Below are 24,719 nucleotides of genomic sequence, written 5' to 3' on the forward strand. Positions count from 1 at the left end.
GGTGGTGGCGGGGTCCCCGCAGTGCCCAGAACACTGCGGGGACCCCGCCAGGGGGCGGTGTCAGGGCGCCCTGGCCAGCACGCCAGCCCGGTGGGGTCAGTTCTGGTCGCGGTCCCGGCGTACGGTCGCCTTGCGGCCCTTGATGGTGCTTTCGCGCAGCCCGGCGATCACCTCGTCGGCGACCGCCTGGGGCACCTCCACCAGGGAGAACCGGTCGGCGATCTCGATCGAGCCGATGTCCCGGCCGCTGAGCCGGGTCTCCCCGGTGATCGCCCCCACCAGGTCCTGAGGGCGGACCCCGGCCCGCCGGCCCAGCCCGACGAAGACCTGGGTCGTCCCGCCCGCACGGGACCGGGTCGGACGGCGCTCGCCACGGTTCTCGAACCCCGGCCGGGTCTCGCGGGGAGCGCGGACCGGAACCTGCGGGATCTCCTCCTCGTCGTCGGCGCCCGGTCCGGCCGCCTCGTGCGCGAGCTTCACCGCCGCGAGGGCGACCTCCATCAGGTCGAACTCGTCGCTGAGCGACTCCACGATCACCCGGAACGGCTCGAGGTCGTCCTCCAGCAGGCTCTCCCGCAGCGCCGCCTGGGTCAGCGCCAACCGCCGGGTCCGCAGGTCGGCCACCGTGGGAATCTTGTCGATGATGATCCGCTGGCCGGTGACCCGTTCGATGGTCTTGAGCATCCGGTGCTCGCGCGGCTCGGCGAGGGTGATCGCCACGCCCTCCCGTCCCGCCCGGCCGACCCGGCCGATCCGGTGCACGTACGACTCGGGCGCCGACGGGACGTCGTAGTTGACCACGTGGGTGAGCTGTTCCACGTCCAGCCCCCGGGCGGCGACGTCGGTGGCCACCAGCAGGTCGGCGGTGCCGGCCCGCAGCCGTCCCATCACCCGGTCCCGCTGCTCCTGGCTCATCCCGCCGTGCAGTGCCTCGGCCCGGTAGCCCCGACCGTTCATCGTCTCGGTGAGCCGGTCGACCTCCTCCCGGCTGCGGCAGAAGACGATCGCCGCGGTGGGGGACTCCACGTCCAGGACCCGACCCAGCGCGGCCGGCTTGTGCGCCCGCGCCACGATGTACGCGTGCTGCCGCACCCGGGGCGTCTCCCCGGCCACCGCCGGCTCCCGGGCGATGAGGATGCGCACCGGGTCGGTGAGGTGCTGGCGGGCCATCCCGTCGATGCGGGCCGGCATGGTGGCCGAGAAGAGCACCGTCTGCCGCTGCGCGGGCGCGTGCTCCAGGATCGCCTCGATGTCCTCGGCGAACCCCATGTCGAGCATCTCGTCGGCCTCGTCGAGCACCACCGTGGCCAGACCGCCCAGGCGCAGCGTGCCCCGGGCGATGTGGTCCAGCGCCCGACCGGGCGTGGCGACCACCACGTCCACCCCGGTGTCCAGCGCCCGCAACTGCCGTCCGATCGGCTGCCCGCCGTAGATCGGCAGCACCCGGACCCCCAACTCCCGACCGTAGCGGTGCAGCGCCTCGGAGACCTGCACGGCCAGTTCCCGGGTCGGGGTCAGCACCAGGGCCACCGGGTCGCCCGACGTCCGGTCGGCGGGCAGCCGGTGCAGCAGGGGCAGCGCGAAGGCGGCGGTCTTGCCGGTGCCGGTCGCCGCCTGACCCAGCAGGTCACGACCGGTCAGCAGGGGAGGGATCGCCTCCCGCTGGATCGGGGTGGGCTCCTCGTAGCCGAGGGATGCCAACGCGCCCAGCAACTCGGGCCGCAGCCCCAGGTCGGAGAAGGGGCTCGCCGGATCAAGGTCGCCCGGACCGGTGGAAGCGGACGCTGGTTCGGGCGGTACAGATGCGGAACTCATGTGCCAAGCCTTCCATTACCCCTGAGGTCACGTTGCGGCGACCGGGCCACATCGACGGCGCCGTGCGCCGTCGATCCCGGTACACCGGTGCGGACGACGCCCGACCGGGCGTCGTCCGCACCGCCGGGCCCCGTCGGTGGGGCCCACGGCCGTCCCGCTGCCATCCGGACCACCGGGTGGGTCCGGACACCCCCGATCGGCAGTCGGGACGGCCGGCTCAGAGGGTCAGCAGGACCGTGACCCCCACGGCGGCGTCGAGGACGGCGCACCACTCGGTGTACCCGCGGGGCACCACCCGGTTCAGCCGGTGGTACACGACGTCCCACGCCGCGTGGGCCAGCCAGCCGGCCGCCACCAGCCAGGTGGCGAGCGGTTCGGCGGCGGCCGCCGCGACCACCGCCAGGCCGACCCAGCCGACCGCCCCGGCCACCTGCACGGCGAGTACCCGGCGGTCGCCCAGCTGCCGGCGGTAGGCGCCGATCACCAGGTAGCCCGCCGGCAGCAGCAGTAGCAACCACGGGTCGGGCACGACCGGCGCGAACCACAGGTCGACCGTCATCAGCAGGGCCAGCAGGGTCGGCCAGCGGCGCCGCAGCAGCCCGCCCAGCGGACCCGTCGTCCGGATCGTGCCGCCCGCGGGGACGTGGTCGTCCCGGCGACGCCACACCGCCGCGACCGTCGCCGGCACCATCACCAGGTGTGCGCCGAGAACGAGGGCGTCCGCGTCGAGCATTCCGACCCACCACGGTACGACGAGCAGCGGCAGCGGCAGCAGCATCGCGGCGACCATCTCGCCCACCCCGGACCACGGGTGCCCCCGGTGCCGCATCCACACGGTCATCCCGATCGCCATGTCGAGGACCATCACGAGCGCGCCCACCTCCGGCCGGGTGAGCAGGTCGGCCCGGCCGAGCCGGTCGGCGGCCACCGCCCACACCGGATCGAGGAGCAGCATCCCCGCCACCATGGCGGCGAGCATCTCCAGCACAGGTCGGAACAGCCGGCGTCGTCCCGCCACCGGCTCGGCCACCAGGGGCGCTCCGGTCGTCGTCCGGGCCGCCGGGGCCGCCTCCGTCGTCGTTTCGGTCATCCGTCGAGCCTGCGGCGTACCCGGCCCCGGAACCATCCGCGCGGTGTCACCGGTCGGCCGTGCGAAACGCCCGGCCGATCCGGGCGTCCCGGGCCTGACGGCCGGACCGTCGCTCTCCTAGCATCGGGGCCGTGCCGACCACTCCCGCCGATCCGGACCGCTGGCTGCGTCGGGCCCGGACGGTCACCCTGCTGTCGTTGGCCGGCGGGCTGTGGTCCAGTCTGCTCCTGCCGGCGGTCGGGCTGTTCCGTGCGACCGGCGGCTCCTGGCCGGCGGTCGGGGGAGCGGTCGGCATCGTCCTCTTCGCCGCCACGCAGGGCGCGGCGGTGCACGCCGCCGTCACACCCTGGCTGGACGACCGGACGCGCCGCCGTCGCCGCCTCGCCTTCGTCGGCGCGACGGTGCTCAGTGTGCCGCTGGTCGCGCCGTTGGCCGCCGGCTCCTGGCCGAGCTGGGCATGGTTGGGCGCCTCGGTGGTCGGCACCGCCCCGCTGCTGGGTCCGGTGCGGGCCCTGCTGCCCGTCACGGCCGGCGCGCTGCTGGTCGCCGCGACGGTGGCCGGGCTGACCGGTGGTTCCGTCGTCCGGTACCTGGTCGTCACCGGCGGCGTCGGCCTGGGGATCGCCGCCGTCAACGGCCTCCAGCTCTGGTTCTGGGATCTGCTGCTACAGGCCCGGCAGGGGCAGGAGGCGCGGGCCCGGCTGGCTGCCACCGAGGAGCGCCTGCGCTTCGCGCGGGAGGTGCACGACGTGCTCGGGCACGCGTTGACCGTCATCGCCCTCAAGGCCGAGCTGGCCGCCCGGCTCGCTCCGGTGGACGCCGAGCGCGCCGGTCGGGAGGCCGACGAGGTGCGCCGGCTGGCCGCGACCGCCCTGGACGAGGTCCGCGACGCCGTGCACGGGTACCGGCGGGTCGACCTCGCCGACCAGGTCGCCGCGGTCGGGCAGGTGCTCCGGTCCTGTGGCGTACGGGCCACCGTGCGGCTTCCCGACGTCGACCTTCCGGCGGGGACGGCCGCCCAGTTCGCGGCGGTGCTGCGGGAGGCGAGCACCAACGTGCTGCGGCACAGTCGGGCGGGCTGGTGCCGGATCGAGATCAGTGTGGAGGACGAGATGGCGCGGATGACGGTCGCCAACGACGGGGCCTCGACGCCCGGTCCGGACGGTCGCAGTCATGGCCTCGCCGGCCTGACCGAACGGCTGGCCGCTGTCGGTGGCGCGCTCGCCGTCCGGCGGGACGGCGACGTCTTCACCCTCGACGCGACCGTGCCGGCCGCCGCATGATCCGGGTGCTGCTCGCCGACGACGAGGAACTGATCCGGGCGGCCCTCGGGGCCCTGCTGGACCTGGAGTCGGACCTGACGGTGGTGGCGCAGGCCGCCGACGGCCCGGCCGCGGTGACCGCCGCCCTGGCCCACCGCCCCGACGTGGCCGTGGTCGACCTGGAGATGCCCGGCCTGGACGGCTTCGGGGTCACCGCCGAACTGGCCCGGGTGCTGCCGGAGTGCGCGGTGGTGATCCTCACCGGCCGCGGCCGGCCCGCGCACCTGCCCCGGGCGCTCACCACCGGGGCGCGTGGTTTCCTGCCCAAGGGCGCACCGGCCGGCGCGCTGGCCGACGTGATCCGGCGGGTGCACGGCGGCGGCCGGTACGTCGACCCGGCGCTGGCCGCCGACGCGTTGAGCATCCCGCCCTGCCCGCTGACCCCCCGGGAACTCGAGACGCTGCGGCTGGCCGAGTACGGCGCACCGGTCGCGGTGATCGCCCGGCGCGCGCACCTGTCCAGCGGCACGGTCCGCAACTACCTCGCCTCGGCGGTCCAGAAGCTCGGGGCGACCAGTCGCGCCGAGGCGGTCCGGGCCGCCCGCGACAACGGCTGGCTCTGACCCGCCGCACCCCCGCACCGCCTCGCGGCGGTGGTCGTGGGCGTGGCCGCAGGGGCGAGGACGACGACAGGGGATCGCCCGCGCCACCTCCGGCGAACCGGAGAGGACTAGCCTGAGCGGCGTGCGGACCGTCGAGCTGATCTGTTCCCCGCCGTTGGAGGAGACGGTCCGGGGCGCGTGGCACCGGCTCGCCGAGGCCGGCCTGCCCAGCCTGGCCCGCAACACGCACCCGACCAACCGCCCCCACCTGACCCTGGCCTCGGTCGAGGAGTTCCCGCCCGGTGCGCAGGCCCGCCTGGCCGACCTGGTCGACGCCGCGCTGCCCCTGCCGGTGCGACTGGACCGGATCACCGTGCTGGACGGCAGCACCCCGCTCGTCTGGCTGGTCCGGCCGTCCCCCGCGCTCACCGCGCTGCACGCCGCCGTCTGGGACGTCCTCGCCGGTGCCGAGGGGCGGTTGCCCTGGCACGAGCCGGGCCGGTGGATTCCGCACCTGAGCCTGGCGCTGCGCTTCCGGGACGCGGATCGTCGGCGGGCCCGTGCGGTCGCCGCGGTCGACCGGCCCACCGGCGCGTTCGTCGCCGCCCGCAGCTACGACGGCACCGACCGGACGGTGACCCCGCTGGGGGACACCGGTCGGTGACGAGCGGAGCGGACCGGCCGGGCGACGGGGCCACCGTTCCCGGTACGGGACCGGGCCCCCCGCCCGGCCGGGGCAGGGGGCCCGGGTGGGCGGTCCGACGCCGCACCCCGTGGACCGTCCGTCCTGGGTGACTACCGGTAGAAGCGCAGGTAGTCGAACTCCGCGGTGACCGCCGGCTCGGCCCCGCCGTGCGCGACCAGGCCGATCCGGGGAGTGGTGCCGGCGGGGAAGGTCCAGACCCCACCCCAGGTCCAGGTACGGCCGTCACGGCTGGAGCCGGCCCGGAACTCGTGTTCGCCGGTGGCCGGGTCGACCCGGTGCGCGAGCCGCAGCCACGTGGTGCTGGCCGGGGTACCGACGATGTTCCCGCCGTACACCGGCTGGCCGGCGAAGGGCAGCTCGTAGCCGTACTCGACCTGCCGGGTGTTCCAGATCGCCACCTGACTCAGCCGGGCGAACCGGTCGTCGTCGACGTACGCCACCAGGCCGGCCTGCTGGTAGTTGCGGACCGTCTCCTCGCCCAGGTCGAGGGTCACCTTCGTCTCGACGACGTAGTCACCGGTCGGCGCGTCGCGCAGCAGTACGCCGGCGGTGTTGCCGGTGCCGGTCAGGTCCGTCGACCGTACCGGCCAGCGCAGCGCCCCGTCGGCGACGGTGACCGCCGGGTCCGGCCGGACCCACTGCCAGGACGCGCCGAGGCCGCCGTCGAACTCGTCCGAGAAGCGGGGCAGCGGCGTGCCGGCGCGGGGTGCGGGCACGGTCCGCCGCACCGGCCGGTGCAGGCGGGCCACGCTCGCGTTGTCGAACTCGGCCACCCCGCCCTCGGCGACCAGTCCGAGCCGGCCGGCCGGCGGGCGGCGGTCCAGGCGCAGGCTCACCACCGCGAGCTGGTCGCCCAGGCGGGCCGGGCTCAGCTCGGCGACCAGCCGGTCCCCCCGCACCTCGACGGCCAGGTGGTGCCGGTGGTCGGGGCGGAAGCCGGCCGGCAGCGGCGCGGTCGCCGTCCGGCGGCCGTCGCGGGCGACCAGGTGACCGGCGGCCACGTCGACCCGGACGTCGACCCGGCCGCCCAGGGTGACACCGACGGTCCGGGCGTCGGCCGGACGCAGGTCCACCTCGGCGCGGACGTCCCCGCCGACGGTCGTGCGGCTGGTCAGCGTGCCGCTGCCGCGCAACCGGCCGTCGGTGACCCGCCAGTCGCCGTCGCGGCGCCAGCCGGCGAGGGCGGCGTGGTGGAAGCGTTCGTCGACGCGTCCGGTGGTGACCGGGGCGGGTCGGTCACCGTCGGAGGGCCCGGCGCCCGCGTTGACCGTCGGCCAGCCGTCGACCCAGTCGAGCCGGTCGATCAGCATCGGTCGCTCGTTGATGCCGAACGGTTCGTCCAGGTACGGGTCGGCCCGGTCGATGCCGTGGTAGACCATCCAGTCCTGACCGGAGAGGTCGGTGAGGAATCCGTTGTGCCCGACCCCGATCCAGCGGTTGCCGTTCTGGGTCAGCACGGGCGTGCCGCCGGCCCGGGAGGCGGTCAGCGCCAGCCCCTCGCGGTCGACGAACGGCCCCCGAGGACTCCTCGACCGGCCGACGTGCACGGAGTAGCCGGTGGCCGGCCCGGCGCAGCAGTTGGCGGCGGAGGCGAAGAGGTAGTACCAACCGTCGTGGCGCACCACGTGGCTGCCCTCGAACTTGTTGTCGATCGCCACCGGGGTCGGCTCACCGACCGCGCGCAGCCCGTCGGGGGAGAGTTCGGTGACCGAGATCCCGCCGTAGTAGCTGCCGTAGTAGAGGTAGGGGGTGCCGTCGGCGTCGGTGAACTGGCTCGGGTCGATGGTCCAGAGCCAGCCGCCGCCACCGCCGGGGCGGGGGGCGACGACCGGTTCCTCGGCGAAGGTCCACGGTCCGGTGGGCGTGGGGGCGGTCGCCGCGCCGACGGCGAAGTCGCTCCCGTCGGGGGAGACGGTGGTGTCGGTGACGGTCACGTACATCACCCACCGGCCGTCGACCCAGCGCACGTCGGGAGCCCAGAAGCCGGCCCCGGGCGCGGCGTACGCAGGGCGCTGGCCGGCGGTGAACGCGTCCCCGACGTAGGTCCACCGGACCAGGTCGGAGGAGCGCGCCATCGGCACGCCGTGGAACTGCTTCTCGCCCTCCCGGAGGGGATCGGTGGTGCCGTAGGCGTACCAGAGCCCGTCGTGTCCCCGCACGATCACGGGGTCGGCGAAGGTGTCGGCGAAGGAGGTGGAGATCGGGTTGGCGTAGCGGGCCGGGTGGTCGTCCGGGCCGGCGAGTGCCGGCGCGGACGCGGTGGCGGCGAGAACGAGACCGAGTACGGCGCTGCACGCGCCGCCGCGGCGGAGGTGTCCCATCAGACCTGCCTTGGGTCGTCGGTGGTGTCGACCGTCGTCGCTGCGGTGTGGTGCCTTTCTACAACGTTGGATACAACGATGTAAAGATCTCGTCGCGGCATGTCCCCGTCGGTCCTCGCCCCCCGGCGGCGCCGGGGGCGCTCGGTCGCCGCAGGCCGGCCCCGTGGCGCGGGGGCCTGCGGCGCGGCCGGAACATACCCTTGGCCCGTTGAGGGGGATTTGGTCCATGATGAGAGCAATGCTCGTACTTGGGGGTGTGTCGACCGGTACCGTGGCGTTCAGGCTCACCTGCCGTGTACCGGGAGAGAGGACCGTCCCATGCGAGTGCCCAGCCGAGGTCCGGGGCGACCCGGCTCGTCCGTGGCGGCCGACGGACCGGTCCGCACCACCACCGGGCCCGACCTGGACGCCTACCGCGCGGCCGTCACCGACCTGCTGGTGGAGGTCGGGGCGTTCACCGACGGGAACTCCGCCGCCGCCCGGCTGGCCCTGCTCACCGACCGGCTCGGCGAGCCGGTGCTGGCCGACGTCCTCGACGCCACCCCCCAGGGGTTGATCGGGGCGCGGGAGACCCTGCTGCTGGAGATGGCCCGCTACCGGCCGAACGCCCGCAGTTCCGCCGCCGACCTGACCGCCCTGGTCCGGATCTACCTGCTCTCCCGGATCGACGTGATGTGGTGGGCCGCGACGCCCGCCTACCGCACCGACGACCAGGTCCAGCGGGACGCCGACCTGGTCGACCTGGACCGGCTGCGCCGCCGGGGGCTGCTGCGGTTCCACTACCGCCGGCAGCCGGGCACGCTCCTCGGCAGGGCCGTCCGCGCCGCGCAGCGGCGGATCACCCCGCACCGGGCACCGGGAACCGCCGGACTGCGGCTCCGCCACGTCCGCCCCGAGCCGGTGGCGCTGCTCAACCAGATCGCCGCCGAGTTCGCCCTCGCCGCGCCGGCCGGCACGCCCCCGCTCTGGGTCACCAGCCTGACCCGCAGCCTGGAACACCAGCATCGGCTGCGCCGACTCGGCTACGCGGCGATGGTGCCCAGTTCGCACTGCCTCGGCTGGGCCGCCGACGTGGAGATGCACTGGTTCCGCCGGTTCGGTGCCGCGGAGGCACTGGCCAACGTGCTGCTCGGCCGCCAGGACGCCGGCGAGATCAACGTCGTCGACGAGGGACAGGCGTGGCACCTCTGCGTCGCCCCCGACGCCGTGTCCCGGCTGCGCCGGGCGTACCGGGCCGACCTGGGGGAGTGCTGAGATGTGCGGGATCGTGCTCAGCGTCGGCGCGGAGGCCGACCCGGTCACCTTCCGCCGGATGCTCGACCGCCTCGCACCGCGCGGCGAGGTCACCGAGACGCGGCTGGAGACGGGCCTGCTGGCCGGCACCCGCCGGCTACGGGTGGTCGACCGGGACCGGGCGGAGCAACCGTGGGTCTCGGCGGACCGACGCTGGGTGCTCTGCCACGACGGCGAGGTCGTCAACCACCACGACCTGCGCCGCGAGCTGGGCCGGCTCGGTCACCGGTTCCGTGGCGAGAGTGCCACCGAGGTGGTGCTGGCCGCCTTCCTGACCTGGGGCGAGGACGCGGTCAGCCGGCTGCGCGGCGAGTGGGCGTTCGCCGTCGCCGACCGGGCCACCGGACGGGTCTACCTGGCCCGGGACCCGCTCGGGGTGAAGCCGCTGTACTGGTCCCGGACGGCCGGGTGCGTGCACCTCGCCTCCGAGGTCAAGGCCCTGGTGCCGGTCGGCGCGCGGATCCGGGAGGTGCCTCCGGCCCACCACGGCTGGGCGGACGTCGACGGGCGGGTCACCGTCCGGCCGTACCTGGATCTCACGTCCCTCGGCGAACGGCTGCCGGCGGTGGACGACCCGGACGAGGCCGCCCTGCTCGTCCGGGTCACCCTGCGGGAGAGCATCCGGCTGCGGGCGGACACCGACCTCACCGTGGGGGTGGTGCTCTCCGGTGGGCTGGACAGCTCGCTGGTGCTCGCCCAGCTGCGCGATCTGGGCGCCGACTGCGTCGCGATCACCGTCGGCGTGCCCGACAGCCCCGACGTGGCGTACGCCCGCCGGCTCACCGCCGACCTGGGCGTGCCGCACGAGGTCGTCGAGCTACGGCCCCGCGACATCCGCCTGGCCGACGTGCGCGAGGCGATCCGGATCTCCGAACTGACCGAGTACGGCGACATCATCAACGCGGTGGTGTCCGTGCCGATCTTCCGGCGGCTGCGGGAACGGGGCGTACGGGTGGTGCTCACCGGGGACGGCTCCGACGAGCTGTTCGGCGGCTGTCCGATGTACCACCGGGTGCCACCGGAGCTGTCCCGGCAGCTCTTCCTGCACCGGATCCGCAACCTCTGCCGGACCGAGTTGCAGCGGCTGGACCGGGCCAGCACGGGGCACCGGGTGGAGGCGCGGGTGCCCTTCCTCGACCTGGCCGTGGTGGAGTTGGCGATGCGGCTGCCGCTGCACCTGAAACTGCGCGACGGCCGGGAGAAGTGGATCCTGCGGGAGGCGTTCGCCGATCTGCTGCCGGCGTACGTGCGGAACCGACCGAAGCACCCGATGTCGTACTCGTCGGGCCTGCACGAGCGGACCCGGCTGTACAAGCCGTTCTTCGCCCGGCTGCACCGCAGCTTCGGTTACCACCTGCTCGAACCGGTCCGCCGGGACTTCGACCGGGTGCTGGCCGGGTGCGGCAACGACCTGGACCGCGCCATCGCCGACGGGTTGGCCCGGCCCGACCACACCGTCCTCGAGCACGCCCGGGACCTGGTCGGCGCGGCCCGCTGGAACGCCGCACCGCTGCTCCGCCGCTGGACCGGCGCCAGCCGGCTCCGTCGCACCCCCGTCACCTGACGCCGCCGCCACCTCTCCCCGCCCGGACGGGTCCACCGGCGACGGACCCGCGTCCCTACCGGACGGCACGACGGCGGCCCGCCGGCTCCAGCGCTGCGGGTGGCCGGCGGGCCGTCAGTGGTGGGGGCGGGGGTCAGCCTGCCGGCGGGTAGGGGTCGTCCCGGTAGGTGTACTCGGTCTCGATCCGCCCGTCGGCGGTGTGGACGACGAGCTGGCTGGGCTCGTTGGCGTGCGCGACCTTCCGGCCCGCCTCGACCGCGACCTGCTTGGTGTCGTACCGGCCGACCTGGTTGTCGCCCTGTTCGACCTTCCATCCCTGACCGTCCGGCACCACGTGGTACTCGTTGCGCTTCATCGTCACCTCACCGTCCTTTCGGCCTTCGTGGTACCCACCCCCCGCCACCGGAAACCGGGTCACGCACCACCGTGGACAACCCGCCGCCGCTGTCCTAGCGTCTTCCAGGTATGCGGAGACATGCGCTCGTGCTCGGCCTGGCGGTGCTGCTGACCCTGACCGGCTGCTCAGGGTCGGAACCGGTCACCGGGGCGCCGGCCGGGCCGACCGCCGGCCCCCCGACCCCGGTCGCCTCCCGGCAGACCCCGGCCGAGGCCGAACGGACGCTGGCCAGCCTGCGCCGCGTCGACGACCTGCCGCTGTACGAGATGACCTACGTCGGCGACTACGACGCGCACGCCGGTCTGGACCGGCCCACGCCCAGCCCGGTGGGTTGCTCGCTGTTCGCCGCGCTCGGTGACCGGGACCGGCCGCTGTTCGCCCGCAACTTCGACTGGGACCGCAACCCGGCGATGGTGCTGCGCACCGACCCGCCCGACGGGTACGCCTCGATCTCCCTGGTGGACGTCTCCTACCTGGGGGTGGGGGACGACCCGACCGGCGATCCCCGACTGCTCGACGCCCCGTTGCTGCCCTTCGACGGGATGAACGAACGGGGTCTGGCGGTGGGGTTGGCCGCCGACGACGACGCCCGCGCCGAACCGGTGCCCGGACTGCCCCGGGTGGGCAGCGTCCGGATCCTGCGGCTGGTGCTCGACGAGGCGGCCACGGTCGCCGAGGCGGTGCGGGTGTTCCAGCGGTACAACCTCGACTTCGAGGGCGGCCCGCCGCTGCACTACCTGCTCGCCGACGCCACCGGAGCGTCGGCGGTGGTGGAGTTCGTGGACGGCCGGATGCGCGTGCAACCGGGTGGCGGGACCTGGCAGGCGCTGACCAACGTGCCGGTGATCGACGTGCCGGAGCCGCGGCGACGGGCCGACCACCGCTACCGGGTGCTCGCCGAGGCGCTGACCGCCGTCGGCGGCAGACTGGACGCCCCGGGGGCGCTGGAGTTGCTCGACGACGTCCGGCAGGGGCACACCCGCTGGTCGGTGACGTACGGGCTGCGCGGCGGCGAGGTACGGGTGGTCACCGCCGCCGGGGGCCGGCACGGGTACCGGCTGCCGATGTCCTGACCTGGCAGCACGTCTCGGCCCGGTCTGCCGTACGGCAGACCGGGCCGAGACGCGTTCGGTCGACTACCGGCCGCGGTAGTCGGGCTGGGTCTGCGGGTTGAGTTCCCGGAACCGGGTCAGCTTCGCCGACGCGGTCCGCGGGTCGTTGATCTCCAGGACGTCCAGGCCCTTGACCGTGTCGCTGGAGTAGATGTACCCGTTGTAGTAGTACGCCGACCAACTGCCACCGAAGATGAGCTGGGTGTCCGACAGGGGCCCCCGCTCCCAGTAGCCGATCTCCTTCGGCGTCGCCGAGTCGGTGAAGTCCCAGACCGAGATCCCGCCCTGGTACCAGGACTGGACCATGATGTCCCGTCCCCTGACCGGGAGCAGCCCGCCGTTGTGCGCCACGCAGTTCTCGGTGTCGGTGTTGGTCCGGGGGATCTTGAAGTAGCTGCGGAAGGTCATCGTCCGGGCGTCCCCGCGCCCGGAGATGTCGTAGACGGCGTTCGCGCCCCGGTTCGGTCCCACGGTCGCGTTGCAGGTCGCCGCGCCGCCGCCCCCCAACTCGTCGACGAAGACCACCTTGGTGCCGGCGTTGTTGAACGTGGCCGAGTGCCAGAACGAGAAGTTCTCCGTGTCCCGTACCCGGTTGATCACCCGGGGCGCCTCCCGGTCGGCGATGTCCAGCAGGATGCCGTCGCCCATGCACGCCCCGGCGGCGAGGTCCCGGTCCGGGTAGACGGTGATGTCGTGACAGCCGCTGGTGGCGGAGCCGCCCGGACGCCCCTCGTACCCGCCGTCCGGGAAGAGGTTGGGCACGGCGACGACGCTCGACGCCGTCGGGTTCCGCACCGGCACCCGGACGATCGAGATGGAGTCGTGCGGCCGGGGGCAGCCGAGGTAGGTGTCCGACGGGCCGTACGAGGAGACGTAGAGGTAGACGGTGCCACGGGTGCCCGACGGCACCAGGGTGTGCGTGTGCGACCCGCAGGCGGTCCGGACGGACTTGACGTAGCGCGGAGCCGCCTTGTCGCTGATGTCGAAGATCTTGATGCCCTCCCACGCGGTCGCCTCCGGGGGGACCCGGGTGCTGGCGCAGGAGTCGTCGCTGCGGGGGGAGTCGGTCGACAGGAAGAGCAGGTCACCGTGGACCGAGACGTCGTGCTGCGACCCCGGGCAGAGCACCTGGGAGACCAGCTTCGGCCGCTCCGGCCGGGCGATGTCGTGGATCTGGAAGCCGTTGTAGTTGCCGACGAAGACGTACCTGCCCTGGAAGGCCAGGTCGCTGTTGACGCTGGCGTTCAACGGCTCGCCGATCGGCGTGTTCGCCACCAGCCGCATGTTGGGGCTGCTGGCGATCTCGTCGACCCCCGGCACGCCGGTCGCCGGGCTCTCCGCGGCCACCGGTGCGGGAGCCGCGACGGAGGCGGTCTTCGCGACGCCGGGCGCGGCGGGGGCGAGACCGAGCAGGAGGAGTCCGGTGGCGGCCAGGCCCAGGGGCCGGAGGAGACGTGGGGGTGGGAGGGATCTGCTCATCGGCGGCATCCTTCGACGGAAGGCTATGGTACGAGGGCGCCTTGCAGCATGACGATAACAGTCGATGCGATCCGGGTCGCGAAGGTGCCGTCGCGATCGCGTGCCGTACGCCGGGAAGGGGTGCCGATGACGGTCCGACATGGACGGCTGCTGGCCGTCGCCCTGGTGCTGCTGGTGGTGGGGGCGGCCGTGCTGCTGCTGCGGTTCACCGCCGATCCCCCCGACCCGCCCGCGCCTGCCGCGGCACCGGTCGCCCGGCCCACCGGGCAGCCCGCGCCGGACGGTCCACCGGTGGTCGTTCCGGGGCGGCCCGGGGAGCCCGCGGTGACCCGTGCGGGCAGCGAGGTGCGCCGCGACGTCTCACCCGGTCACAACGACGCGGACGTCCGGTTCGTCCGGGCGATGATCCCGCACCACACCCAGGCCCTGGAGATGGCCGCGCTCGCCGGGCAGCGGGCCGGCGACCCGGCGGTGCGGGCCCTCGCCGAACGGATCAGGGCCAGCCAGGGACCGGAGGTCGGGATGCTGCGGGGCTGGCTCGCCACCCGGGGACTGCCGGCCGAGGAGACCGGCCACGGCCACGGTGACGGCACCATGCGGGGAATGCAGTCCCCGGAGGCGGTCCGGCGCCTCGCCGCCGCCCGGGGCGCGGACTTCGACCGCCTCTTCGTCAGCATGATGACCGACCACCACCGGGGCGCCGTCGCGATGGCCACCGACCTGATCCGGGTCGGCGCGGACCTGACCCTGTCGGAGTTCGCCACCGCGGTCGCGGTCGAGCAGAACGTGGAGATCGACCGGATGCGTACGCTGCTCGACCGCTGACCCCCGGGCACCGGTCAGCCGGTGCCCTCCGCGGGCGGGGCGGTCGTGGTCTGACCGACCGTGGGCGCCGGGTCGGTCGGCTCGGCCGGTGCGGTCGTGGTGGGCGCCACCGGCGGCGTGGTGGTCGGCGCGCCGGTCGGCTCGGTCGACGGGACCGGATCGGCCGAGCCGCTGACCCCCGGGCTCGGGGTCACCGTCGGGTCGGCCGACGGGCGGCCGGTGGACCCGCCGGGGCGGTTCGAGCGGCTCGGCCCCGGCGTCGTCGCCTCGACCGAGCCCGGACTGCCGGGGTCGCTCGGAACCGTCGCCGACGGGGTCGTCCTCAGGTTGGTGGCCGGTGCCGAGCCGTCGTTGGTCAGGCTCATCGCCGTGACCAGACCGGTGATGGCGACCAGCACCGCCGCGACCGCGCCGACCAGGGGACCGCGTCGCCGCCGGAGCGCCCCGGCCGGGCCGGCGGACGACACGGCGGGCATGTCGGCGCGGGTGTCCGGGCCGGAGAGACGCAGCGGACCGGCGACCGGCACGGTGGGCGTGCCGCCGGCCGTGGTGGCCATCGTCCCGCCTGCCGCCGCCCGGGCGGCCGCCGCCATCTCCGCACCCGAGGCGTACCGCTCGGCCGGGTCCTTCGCCAGCGCCCGGAAGACGAGGTCCCGCACCGGTGCCGGGATCTCGGTCGGCAGCGGTGGTGGTTCGTCGTCCAGGTGGCGTACGGCCACCTGGAGCGGGTTGTCTCCGGTGAACGGCGGGCCGCCGGTGAGGCAGCAGTAGGCGACCGCGCCGAGGGCGTAGATGTCGGTGGCGGCCGAGACCGGCCGGCCGGCGGCCTGTTCCGGGGCCATGTAGAGGGCGGTGCCCGGTACGGCGTTGGTGCTGGTGATGCTGGTGACGTTCGTCGACCGGGCCACGCCGAAGTCGACGAGGACGACCGCCCCGCTCTCCTGCACCATCAGGTTGCTCGGTTTGACGTCCCGGTGCACGATGCCGCCGGTGTGCGCCGCGTGCAGCGCCTCGGCGGCCTGCGCCACCACCGACATGGTCTCGGCGACGCCGAGCGTGCCGTCGGCCTCGATCCGCCGGGAGAGCGGCCGGCCCTGGACGAACTCCATCACCAGGTAGTCGGCGGTGCCGCCCTCGGGCAACTCGTCCTGGCCGCAGTCGTAGACCTGCACGATCCCCGGGTGTCGCAGCGCCGCCATCATCCGGGCCTCGGCCCGGAACCGGGCGATGAAGTCGGGGTCGGAGACCAGCGCGGGCAGCAGCACCTTGACCGCCACCTGACGGCCCAGCACCACGTCGGACGCGCGCCAGACATCGCCCATGCCGCCGGTGGCGACACGTTCGTCCAGGCGGTACCGACCGCTGAGCACGACTCCCGAAGACAACACGGCAATACCGTACCCACTGCCGTGTGGGGCTATCCGGGCGCGATCCCGGGCCGGGTGAGCGGGTCGAAGTGGTCCCGACACCCTCCGTGACGACTGCCGGTCCGGGCCGAGGTTCCGGCTCCCGGTGATCCGGCGGACGATCCGGTGGCGGGCCTCCACAGGCGCCCAGGAGCTGCGCGAACGCCGGACCGGGGCGCTCCGGCCGGCAGGAGCGCCCCGGTACCGTCGGCCGTTACGGCGACACGCCGTGACAGCTCGTTGATTTATGTCACTTGTTCGTCGGCTGGCGCTGCCTTGTCGCTGCGTGACGTGCCCCCTACCGTTACCGACTCGGGTCAGCCCCCACCGGGGCGCGGGACCGCCGGAACGGGCGGTTCCGCCCCGGTGTACGCCGTGCCGTCCCGGCCACGGCTGCGGGTGTGATTCGAGGCCAGCGGGGGGCGGATGGTGCGGGTGGAGGCCCGGTCGGGCGTCGACGGCACCGACCCCGAACGGTCGGCCCCGGACGGGCACGTGGCAGGATCATCGCCCCGATGACCGGTGACCTGAACGCGGCCGTGACCGCCGCGCAGAACGGCGACGAGGAGGCGTTCCGCCTCCTCTACCGCACGCTGCAACCGGGCCTGTTGCGCTACCTCACCGCCCTGGTCGGCGCGGACGCCGAGGACGTCGCCTCGGAGACGTGGCTCCAGGTCGCCCGGGACCTCGCCACCTTCACCGGCGGTGAGTTCCGGGCCTGGGCGGTCACCATCGCCCGGAACCGGGCCATGGACCACCTGCGTCGGCAGCGCCGCCGGCCGTCCGTACCGGTGCCCGTGCAGTCCCTCACCGAACTGCCCGGCGACAGCGACACCGCCGAACACGCCGGGGAGGCCATCGGCACCGAGTCGGCGATCGCGCTGATCGCCACGCTCCCGCCCCGCGAGGCGGAAGCGGTCCTGCTCCGGGCGGTGGTCGGGCTGGACGCCGAGTCCGCCGCCCGGGTACTGGGCAAACGACCGGGCGCGGTCCGTACCGCCGCGCACCGGGGCCTGCGCCGACTCGCCGCGCTCCTCGGCGACGACGCGTCCGCCCCGGCCACCCCGCCCCGCCCACGTCCCGGGCGGGGCCGGCAGCTACCGGCGCCGCCCCACGCCGAACCGGCGGACGGTTGACGTGAGGGAAGTCTGGATGCGTTTCCGTCGATCCCGCCGGCCGGACGAGCAGACGGCCGAGCGGCTGCTCGACACCGCCGCCCCGTCCGATCAGCCCGTGGCCCGGCTGCTGGCCGCCGCCGCCGCGCCGGCCCGCCCCGACGAGCTGGCCGGGGAGGACGCGGCGCTGGCCGCGTTCGGGGCCGTCCGGGCGCAACGCCCGGTGCCCGTGCCGGACCCGCCCCGCCCCCGCCGTACCGCCCCGGTCGTGGCCTGGCTGGCCGGGCTGGCGGTCGTCGCGACCGCCGGAGTGGCGGTGGCCACCGCCGACCTGCACCGGTCCGACCCGCCGCCGACCCCACCCGCGCCGACCACCGCCCCGGCGCCGGCGGAGAGCGCGCCGACGTCCACCTCCCCGGCTCCGTCCACCACCACCGGTGCGCCCGGCCCGGCCACCCCACCGGGGCCGGGACCGCGTCGGTCCACCGACTCCCGTGGCCCCGGCCCGGCCGCCCAGCACGGCCTGTGCACCGCCTACCTGGCCAAACCGGCCGGCCACCGTGGCGCGGCACTGAAGACACCGGCCTTCCGCACCCTGGTCGAGGCGGCCGGCGGTCCCGGCCGGGTCGAGGGGTACTGCCGGGACCTGGTGGGCGACTCGCCGGGCCGTCCGCCCTCCCACACGCACCGCCCGAAACCCGACAAGCCGACCGGACCGCCGGTGACCCGGCCGTCGACACCCCGCTGACCTCGTACGGCGAGCGACACCCGTCGTTCGTCTGCTAGACATGTCCCGGAAGGACCGCCGCCGCGCCGGTTCGCGACGGTGGTCCCGGTGCCGACGACCGGTTCGGGAAGGGACCACGCATGGTGACGTCGCCGGAGTTGGACCGCTCGGCGATCCTGCGGGAGGCCGGTGCTGCCGCCGGTCACATCGCCCGGATCTGCTTCAAGACCGGCCCCCCGCGCCTCACCGGTGTCGAGCTGGAATGGACCGTGCACGACGCCGCGGACCCGGCCCGTCCCGTCGACCGGGACCGGCTGCGCGCGGCACTGGGGCCGCACAGCCCCACCACTCTGGCCAGCGAGAGCCCGGCCGAACGGCTCCACCACGGCGGTACGGTCACCGTGGAGCCCGGCGGGCAGGTGGAACTCTCCACCGCACCCGGCTCCTCGCTCGCGGCCCTGCTCGCCGACACCGACGCGGACGTCGGTGAGCTGGCCCGGCTGCTGGCCACCGCCGGCCTGGTCATGGGCCGCAGCGGCATCGATCCCCACCGGGCACCCCGCCCCGTCGTGGACACCCCCCGGTACCGCGCCATGCGCCGTGCCTTCGACCGGCGCGGCCCGGCCGGGCAGACGATGATGTTCAGCACCGCCGGTGTCCAGGTCTGCCTGGACGCGGGGGAGGAGAGCGACCTGGTCACCCGGTGGACGGCGGCGCACGCCGTCGGCCCGCCGCTGCTGGCCGCCTTCGCCACCGCCGACCGGCATGCCGGCCGGCTCACCGGTTGGGCGTCGGCCCGGATGGCGGCCTGGCTCGCCATCGACCCGACCCGCACCCGGCCGGTCTGGCAGCCCGGCGAGGGGCAGCACGACCCGGTGACGGCCTGGACCGGGTACGCGCTCGCCGCGCCGCTGCTCTGCGTCCGCTCCGACGGGCCGGACTGGACCGTCCCACCGGGCGTCACGTTCGCCGACTGGATCGACGGGGCGCTGCCCCGGCCTCCCACGACCGACGACCTCGACTACCACCTGAGCACCCTCTTCCCACCGGTGCGTCCCCGGGGGTACCTGGAGCTCCGCTACCTGGACTCCCAGCCCGGCCGGGAGTGGGCGGTTCCGGTGGCGGTGCTGGCGGCCCTGTTCGGCGATCCGGCGACCACCGCCGCCGCGGCGGCGGCGTGCGGCGCGGCGGCGGCCGGCCGCTGGTACCAGGCCGCCCGGTACGGACTCGCCGATCCACCGGTCGCCCGCGCCGCGGTCGAGCTGTTCGACCTGGCACTGGCGGCCCTGCCCGGCTTCGACCTGCCGGCGGGCACGTACGAGGAGATCGTCCGAGGTGTACGGCGGCGCCGGGCCGTCGCGGAGAGGAGCGCACGGTGACATCACCCCAGTCGAACGCGGAAACCCTCCGCGACCGAATCGCGGCCGAGCTGGCCCGCGCCCGGACCCGCACCGCCGGACTGACCGACGCGGTCGACGACGACGACCTGACCCGTCAGCACTCCCCGTTGATGTCCCCGCTGGTGTGGGACCTGGCGCACGTCGGCAACCAGGAGGAGCTCTGGTTGGTCCGCGACGTGGGCGGTCGGGAACCGGTCCGGCGGGACATCGACGACCTCTACGACGCGTTCAAGCAGCCCCGCCGGGACCGGCCGTCCCTGCCGCTGCTGCCGCCCCGGGAGGCCCGCGCCTACGCGGCGACCGTCCGGGACAAGGTGCACGACCTGCTGGAGCGGGTGTCCTTCACCGACCGGCCGCTGGTCGCCGACGGTTTCGCCTTCGGCATGATCGTCCAGCACGAGCAGCAGCACGACGAGACGATGCTCGCCACCCACCAGTTGCGCGACGGCCCGCCGGTGCTGGCCGCGCCCCCGCCGCCCGAGCCGGCCGTCCGGGTCACCGGGGAGGTGCTGGTGCCGGCGGGCCCCTTCACCATGGGCACCTCCACCGACCTGTGGGCGCTGGACAACGAACGTCCGGCCCACACCGTCGACCTGCCGGCGTACGTCATCGACGCCGCACCGGTGACCAACGGGCGGTACCGGGAGTTCGTCGCCGACGGCGGCTACGACGACCCCCGCTGGTGGAGCCCGGCCGGCTGGGCGCACCGGCAGGCCGAGGGGATCACCGCCCCGATGCACTGGCGGCGGGACGGTGCCGGCTGGGCGTACCGCCGGTTCGGCCGGTGGGCCGCGATCCGCGACGACGAGCCGGTGGTGCACGTCTGCTTCCACGAGGCGGAGGCGTTCGCCGCCTGGGCCGGCCGACGGCTGCCCACCGAGGCGGAGTGGGAGAAGGCCGCCCGCTGGGATCCGGCGACCGGCCGGTCCCGCCGCTACCCGTGGGGCGACGACGAGCCCACCGCCGCGCACGCCAACCTGGACCAGCGGCACCTGTGGCCGGCGCCGGTCGGCGCGTACCCGGCCGGGGCGTCCCCGCTCGGGGTGCACCAGCTGATCGGGGACGTGTGGGAGTGGACGTCGAGCACCTTCCGGGGCCACCCGGGCTTCACCGCCTTCCCCTACCGGGAGTACTCCGAGGTCTTCTTCGGCGACGACCACCGGGTGCTGCGCGGCGGCTCGTTCGGCACCGACCGGGCGGCCTGCCGGGGCACCTTCCGTAACTGGGACTACCCGGTCCGCCGGCAGATCTTCAGCGGCTTCCGGTGCGCCCGGGACGCCCGGCCGGAGGAGCGGTGACCCGACGCGCCGCCGGCCCGAACCGGTCCGGCGGTGCCTGATGTGCCGGCACCTGGCGTACCTGGGACCGCCGGTGTCGCTGCGAGCGCTGCTGTTCGATCCGCCGCACTCGCTGGTCCGGCAGTCCTGGGCACCGCTGGACATGCGCGGCGGCGGCACGGTCAACGCCGACGGCTTCGGCGTCGGCTGGTACCCGCACGGCGCCGAGCCCGTCCGCTACCGCAGCGCGCAACCGATCTGGAGCGACCCGGCGCTGCCCGGCCTGGCCGCCGCCACGGTCACCGGGGCGGCGCTGGCCGCGGTCCGCTCCGCGACGGTCGGCATGCCGGTGCACGGCGGGGCCTGCGCCCCGTTCGCCGAGGGAACCTGGCTGTTCAGCCACAACGGCGTGGTGCGCGGCTGGCCCGACTCGGTGGCCGGGCTCGCCGCCGCCCTCCCGGTGCGTGACCTGCTCACCCTGGACGCGCCGACCGACTCGGCGCTGGTCTGGGCGCTGGTCCGCCACCGCCTGCGGGCCGGCGCGGACCCGGCCGACGCCGTCGCCGACACCGTCCGGGCGGTCGCCGTGGCCGCCCCCGGGTCCCGGCTGAACCTGCTGCTCACCGACGGCCGTACCGCCGTGGCGACCGCCGCCGGACACGCCCTGTCGGTCCGCGCGGACGGCGACGCGGTGCTGCTCGCCTCCGAACCCCACGACGACCACCCGGCCTGGCGGCCGGTTCCCGACGGCTACCTGATGGTGGCCACCCCGGCCGGGCTGCGCACCATCCCGCTCGTCAGCGGGTAGCGCCGGCCGAACGCGACGTTCAGCGAACGAAAGGGAAGTCCATGAGCGCCGAACCGCTGGAGATCCATCTGGAGGAGCGTGACCTCGACCGGAGTTTGCGGGAGGACGTCCGGGCCGGGCTGACCGCCGATCCGAGGTGGCTGCCGCCGAAGTGGTTCTACGACGCCCGGGGCAGCGAACTGTTCGAGGAGATCACCCGGCTCCCGGAGTACTACCCGACCCGGGCGGAACGGGCCGCGCTCCGGCGGCACGCGTCCCGGATCGCCGAGGTGACCGGGGCGAAGACCCTGATCGAGCTGGGCTCCGGCTCGTCGGAGAAGACCCGGCTGCTGCTGGACGCGCTGAGCGGCCGGGGCAGCCTGGGCACCTTCGTCCCGCTGGACGTGTCGGTGAGCGCGCTGCGCCAGTCCACCGCCGCCGTCGCCGCCGACTATCCCCACCTGCGGGTGCGGGGCATCGTCGGGGACTTCACCCGCCATCTGGACCGGCTGCCGACCGGTGGGCGACGACTGGTGGCCTTCCTCGGCGGCACCATCGGCAACCTGCTGCCGGCCGAGCGGGCCACCTTCCTGGCCGCGATGCGGGCGGCCCTGGAGAACAGCGACTGGCTGCTGCTCGGCACCGACCTGGTCAAGGACCCGGGGCTCATCGTGCCCGCCTACGACGACGCCGCCGGGGTGACCGCCGAGTTCAACCGCAACGTGCTCCGGGTGATCAACCGCGAGCTGGGCGCCGACTTCGTCCCCGACGACTTCCGGCACGTGGCCGTCTGGGACGCCGAACAGGAGTGGATCGAGATGCGCCTGCGGGCGCGGCGCGCGATGCGGGTCCGGGTGCTCGACCTCACCGTCGACTTCGCCGAGGGGGAGGAGCTCCGGACCGAGGTGTCGGCGAAGTTCCGGCCGGAGGGGGTCGCCACCGAGCTGGCCGCCGCCGGCTTCACCGCCGAGGAGCTGTGGACCGACCCGGACGGCTTGTTCGGGCTGACCCTCGCCCGCGCGATCTGACCCGCCGATCCCGGGCGGCCCCGCCGCTGGGGGCGGCCCGGGATCGGGTACGCTGGGCACCGCGAAGGGGAGTAGCCCCCAATGTCGTGGTCGACACACTGGTGCGTTCCGCATCCGGCCACGCGGCCCCATACCGGGGCGGGCGAGACCTTCGACCCAGGCTGTAGACAGCCGGGTCGAGGGCGCCCCGTTCCTCCTCCCGGCCTGATCCGGAAGGACGCCCATGGAGGGCTTTCTCGTCGCGCTGGCGGTCAGCTTCGGCGTGATCTTCGTTGCCGAGCTGGGGGACAAGTCCCAGCTCATGGCGCTGACTTTCGCCACGCGGTTCAGGACGGTCCCGGTGCTGATCGGGATCACCATCGCCACCGCCGTGGTCCATCTCGTCTCGGTCGCCATCGGCTACGGCCTCGGCGCGACCCTGCCGACCGGGTGGATCTCGCTCGTCGCCGGTCTGGCCTTCCTCGGGTTCGGTGCCTGGACGTTGCGCGGGGACACCCTCACCGAGGAGGAGAAGCGCAAGGCCGAGCGGAGCACCAAGTCGGCGGTGCTCGCCGTGGGCGTGGCGTTCTTCCTCGCCGAGCTGGGCGACAAGACCATGCTCGCCACCATCACCCTGGCCACCCAGTACGGCTGGTTCGGCACCTGGGTCGGCTCGACCGTCGGCATGGTGGCCGCCGACGCGCTCGCCATCGTGGTGGGCCGGATGCTCGGCCGCAGGCTCCCGGAGAAGACCATCAAGTACGGCGCCGCGATCCTCTTCGCGATCTGCGGTCTCTGGCTGATCCTCGACGCGGTGGGCCAGCTCACCTGACCGTCCGCTCGCCCTCCCACCGGCGGGTCTGCCGGCTCGCTCCACCCGGTACGAAGGCCACCTCCCGGCAGCGGGAGGTGGCCTTCCCGCTGCCGGTCGGCGCCCCGGCACGTGACCACGGCGCATCGGCGGGCGGAAGACGAAGTGCCCTTCCGCCGGATCAGGCGTACGGTTGCCATGTCGCCCGGGTCCCCGGTGGCCCCGCCAGTTCCGTCGCCCTCGGCGCCTGACGGGCGTTCGGCCCCGCCCACGGCACGACGCCAGCCTCCGCTCCTGCGATTCCGATGTTCGCCGGCGACCGCCGCACCGCTGTTCGCATCGACGGACCACCGTCGTGCCGGCCTGTCGCCCACGGAGTTCCAGGTGCTTCCGCGTCGCCCCGCTGGCCGGCGGGTGTTCGCAGGTCACCGGAAACGTCGCACCCACGGCTTCACGAGGAGACAGACGATGAGGATCGCCAAGCACCGGATCACCGAGGCGCTACGCGAGCGCGGCCAGCACATCAGAGCCGACTGGGTCGAGTTCGAACTCCCGGACTGGGTGGAGTCCGACAAGCACACCGGGCTGCTCAAGACGCTGCATCTCGATCCCGCCGACCTCGCCGAGACATCGTCTCCGTGAGGGTGGCCCTGCTCGGGCCGGTCGCCTGGCGGACCCCTCCGCACCACTACGGCCCCTGGGAACAGGTGACGGGCCTGCTCGCCGAGGGACTGACCACGCGCGGCGTGGACGTGACCCTCTTCGCGACGTTGGACTCGGTCACCTCCGCCACCCTCGACGGCGTCTGCCCGCAGGGATACGCCGACGATCCGTCGATGGACGGGCGGGTGTGGGAGGCGATGCACGTCTCGCACGCGTTCGCCCGCTCGGCCGAGTTCGACCTGGTGCACAACCATCTCGACTGGCTGCCGCTCGCCTTCGCCGAACACTGCCGTGCTCCGTTGCTCACCACAATCCACGGCTTCTCCGGCACCGGCATCCTGCCCGCGTACGCGAAGGCCCGTTCGTCCTACGTCTCGATCTCGGACGCCGACCGGATCGTCGGGCTCGACTACGTCGCCACCGTGCATCACGGGGTGGACGTCACCGGGCTGCCGTTCACCCCGGAGGCCGGCCCCGGGCTGGTCGCCTTCGGCCGGATACACCCGGACAAGGGCATCCACACCGCCATCGAGATCGCCCGGCTCGCCGGCCGCCCGCTGACCATCTGCGGCATCGTGCAGGACGAACGGTACTTCCGGGAACTGGTGGCGCCGCACATCGACGGCGAACGGGTCCTCTTCCTCGGGTCGGTGGGCCCTCGACGACGCGCGGAGATCCTGGGGGCCAGCGCGGCCCTGCTGCATCCGATCACCTTCGACGAGCCGTTCGGCCTGTCGGTGGTGGAGTCGATGGCGTGCGGCACGCCGGTGGTGGCGTACGCGCGCGGATCCATGCCGGAGGTCGTCGACGAGGGGGTGACCGGGTCGCTGGTGCACACCGTCGAGCAGGCCGTCGACGCCGTCGCCGGGATCGGGGAGATCGACCGGGCCGGCTGCCGGGACCGGGCCCGTCGGCGCTTCGGCGCGGACCGGATGGTCACCGACTACCTCGCCGTCTACGACGACCTCGTCGACGGCCCACGGCGCTGACCCACCGGCGGCACCGACTCCGCCCGATGTCCGTCCGTCGCCGCCCCGCCCCGGGGGCGGCCCGCCACGAA

22 protein-coding genes are annotated in these 24,719 nt (G+C 74.5%); 16 read left to right on the plus strand and 6 right to left on the minus strand.

The annotated features are described in order from the left end of the window. Positions 1 to 96: 96 nt before the first annotated feature. Together AB0F58_RS21535 and AB0F58_RS21540 are read right to left on the minus strand one after the other, a co-directional pair. Positions 97 to 1,815, minus strand: a complete 1,719-nt coding sequence (locus tag AB0F58_RS21535; RefSeq protein WP_357145578.1) for a DEAD/DEAH box helicase — start codon at positions 1,813 to 1,815, stop codon at positions 97 to 99. A 217-nt stretch (positions 1,816 to 2,032) separates the two neighbouring features. Continuing rightward, positions 2,033 to 2,905 carry a hypothetical protein gene (locus AB0F58_RS21540; RefSeq protein WP_357145581.1) on the minus strand — a complete coding sequence of 291 codons (873 nt, stop codon included), beginning with the start codon at positions 2,903 to 2,905 and terminating at the stop codon, positions 2,033 to 2,035. A gap of 131 nt (positions 2,906 to 3,036) precedes the next feature. Between AB0F58_RS21540 and AB0F58_RS21545 the strand changes: the two genes are divergently transcribed. From AB0F58_RS21545 to AB0F58_RS21555, 3 genes are all read left to right on the plus strand, one after another. Beyond that, entirely contained in the window at positions 3,037 to 4,188 is a 1,152-nt protein-coding gene (locus AB0F58_RS21545) for a histidine kinase (RefSeq protein WP_357145584.1), read from the plus strand. Beyond that, on the plus strand, positions 4,185 to 4,790 hold the full coding sequence (locus AB0F58_RS21550) for a response regulator transcription factor (protein WP_357145588.1): 606 nt from the start codon (positions 4,185 to 4,187) through the stop codon (positions 4,788 to 4,790). Before AB0F58_RS21545 ends, AB0F58_RS21550 begins: the two co-directional genes overlap by 4 nt. Positions 4,791 to 4,911: 121 nt before the next feature. Next, positions 4,912 to 5,433 (plus strand): 2'-5' RNA ligase family protein, encoded by a 522-nt coding sequence (locus AB0F58_RS21555; protein WP_357145591.1) that lies wholly within the window; start codon positions 4,912 to 4,914, stop codon positions 5,431 to 5,433. 131 nt (positions 5,434 to 5,564) lie between these two features. On the opposite strand, the gene AB0F58_RS21560 is transcribed toward AB0F58_RS21555, so the two are convergent. After that, positions 5,565 to 7,796 (minus strand): family 43 glycosylhydrolase, encoded by a 2,232-nt coding sequence (locus AB0F58_RS21560; protein ID WP_357145594.1) that lies wholly within the window; start codon positions 7,794 to 7,796, stop codon positions 5,565 to 5,567. 318 nt (positions 7,797 to 8,114) lie between these two features. Here AB0F58_RS21560 and AB0F58_RS21565 point away from each other — a divergent pair, with 318 nt between their 5' ends. Further along, entirely contained in the window at positions 8,115 to 9,050 is a 936-nt protein-coding gene (locus AB0F58_RS21565) for a DUF5715 family protein (protein WP_357145597.1), read from the plus strand. Position 9,051: 1 nt separating this feature from the next. Continuing rightward, positions 9,052 to 10,653: an asparagine synthase-related protein gene (locus tag AB0F58_RS21570; RefSeq protein ID WP_357145600.1), complete on the plus strand. Its 1,602-nt coding sequence runs from the start codon at positions 9,052 to 9,054 to the stop codon at positions 10,651 to 10,653. 133 nt (positions 10,654 to 10,786) lie between these two features. On the opposite strand, the gene AB0F58_RS21575 is transcribed toward AB0F58_RS21570, so the two are convergent. Continuing rightward, entirely contained in the window at positions 10,787 to 11,008 is a 222-nt protein-coding gene (locus AB0F58_RS21575; RefSeq protein WP_357145795.1) for a DUF2188 domain-containing protein, read from the minus strand. A 110-nt stretch (positions 11,009 to 11,118) separates the two neighbouring features. Here AB0F58_RS21575 and AB0F58_RS21580 point away from each other — a divergent pair, with 110 nt between their 5' ends. Further along, a complete protein-coding gene (locus tag AB0F58_RS21580; RefSeq protein WP_357145602.1) occupies positions 11,119 to 12,123 on the plus strand; it encodes a linear amide C-N hydrolase in 1,005 nt (334 codons plus the stop codon). Between the two features lie 63 nt (positions 12,124 to 12,186). Here the strand turns inward: AB0F58_RS21580 and AB0F58_RS21585 are convergent, their stop codons facing one another. After that, positions 12,187 to 13,641: a hypothetical protein gene (locus tag AB0F58_RS21585; RefSeq protein ID WP_357145604.1), complete on the minus strand. Its 1,455-nt coding sequence runs from the start codon at positions 13,639 to 13,641 to the stop codon at positions 12,187 to 12,189. A 126-nt stretch (positions 13,642 to 13,767) separates the two neighbouring features. Here AB0F58_RS21585 and AB0F58_RS21590 point away from each other — a divergent pair, with 126 nt between their 5' ends. Next, the gene (locus tag AB0F58_RS21590) at positions 13,768 to 14,466 is read left to right on the plus strand and encodes a DUF305 domain-containing protein (RefSeq protein WP_357145606.1); all 699 of its coding nucleotides are present in this window, start codon (positions 13,768 to 13,770) and stop codon (positions 14,464 to 14,466) included. Between the two features lie 14 nt (positions 14,467 to 14,480). On the opposite strand, the gene AB0F58_RS21595 is transcribed toward AB0F58_RS21590, so the two are convergent. Beyond that, complete coding sequence (locus AB0F58_RS21595; RefSeq protein WP_357145609.1) at positions 14,481 to 15,854, minus strand: protein kinase; 1,374 nt, start codon at positions 15,852 to 15,854, stop codon at positions 14,481 to 14,483. A 533-nt stretch (positions 15,855 to 16,387) separates the two neighbouring features. Between AB0F58_RS21595 and AB0F58_RS21600 the strand changes: the two genes are divergently transcribed. The 9 genes from AB0F58_RS21600 (at position 16,388) to AB0F58_RS21640 (ending at position 24,648) form a co-directional block, all read left to right on the plus strand. After that, entirely contained in the window at positions 16,388 to 17,008 is a 621-nt protein-coding gene (locus tag AB0F58_RS21600; protein WP_357145612.1) for an RNA polymerase sigma factor, read from the plus strand. A 16-nt stretch (positions 17,009 to 17,024) separates the two neighbouring features. Next, positions 17,025 to 17,735: a hypothetical protein gene (locus AB0F58_RS21605; protein WP_357145615.1), complete on the plus strand. Its 711-nt coding sequence runs from the start codon at positions 17,025 to 17,027 to the stop codon at positions 17,733 to 17,735. Between the two features lie 119 nt (positions 17,736 to 17,854). After that, the gene (gene egtA, locus AB0F58_RS21610) at positions 17,855 to 19,093 is read left to right on the plus strand and encodes an ergothioneine biosynthesis glutamate--cysteine ligase EgtA (RefSeq protein ID WP_357145618.1); all 1,239 of its coding nucleotides are present in this window, start codon (positions 17,855 to 17,857) and stop codon (positions 19,091 to 19,093) included. Beyond that, positions 19,090 to 20,412, plus strand: a complete 1,323-nt coding sequence (gene egtB / locus AB0F58_RS21615; RefSeq protein WP_357145621.1) for an ergothioneine biosynthesis protein EgtB — start codon at positions 19,090 to 19,092, stop codon at positions 20,410 to 20,412. Before egtA ends, egtB begins: the two co-directional genes overlap by 4 nt. Positions 20,413 to 20,452: 40 nt before the next feature. Next, positions 20,453 to 21,199, plus strand: a complete 747-nt coding sequence (gene egtC / locus AB0F58_RS21620; protein ID WP_357145625.1) for an ergothioneine biosynthesis protein EgtC — start codon at positions 20,453 to 20,455, stop codon at positions 21,197 to 21,199. Positions 21,200 to 21,240: 41 nt separating this feature from the next. Beyond that, positions 21,241 to 22,206, plus strand: a complete 966-nt coding sequence (gene egtD / locus AB0F58_RS21625) for an L-histidine N(alpha)-methyltransferase (RefSeq protein WP_357145628.1) — start codon at positions 21,241 to 21,243, stop codon at positions 22,204 to 22,206. Between the two features lie 223 nt (positions 22,207 to 22,429). After that, positions 22,430 to 23,017 (plus strand): TMEM165/GDT1 family protein, encoded by a 588-nt coding sequence (locus tag AB0F58_RS21630; RefSeq protein WP_357145631.1) that lies wholly within the window; start codon positions 22,430 to 22,432, stop codon positions 23,015 to 23,017. Positions 23,018 to 23,464: 447 nt separating this feature from the next. Continuing rightward, positions 23,465 to 23,638, plus strand: a complete 174-nt coding sequence (locus AB0F58_RS21635; RefSeq protein WP_357145633.1) for a hypothetical protein — start codon at positions 23,465 to 23,467, stop codon at positions 23,636 to 23,638. Beyond that, positions 23,635 to 24,648: a glycosyltransferase family 4 protein gene (locus AB0F58_RS21640; RefSeq protein WP_357145636.1), complete on the plus strand. Its 1,014-nt coding sequence runs from the start codon at positions 23,635 to 23,637 to the stop codon at positions 24,646 to 24,648. Before AB0F58_RS21635 ends, AB0F58_RS21640 begins: the two co-directional genes overlap by 4 nt. The last annotated feature ends 71 nt before the right edge of the window (positions 24,649 to 24,719 follow it).

It is taken from the genome of Micromonospora sp. NPDC023956, from assembly GCF_040639195.1.
GTDB lineage: Bacteria > Actinomycetota > Actinomycetes > Mycobacteriales > Micromonosporaceae > Micromonospora.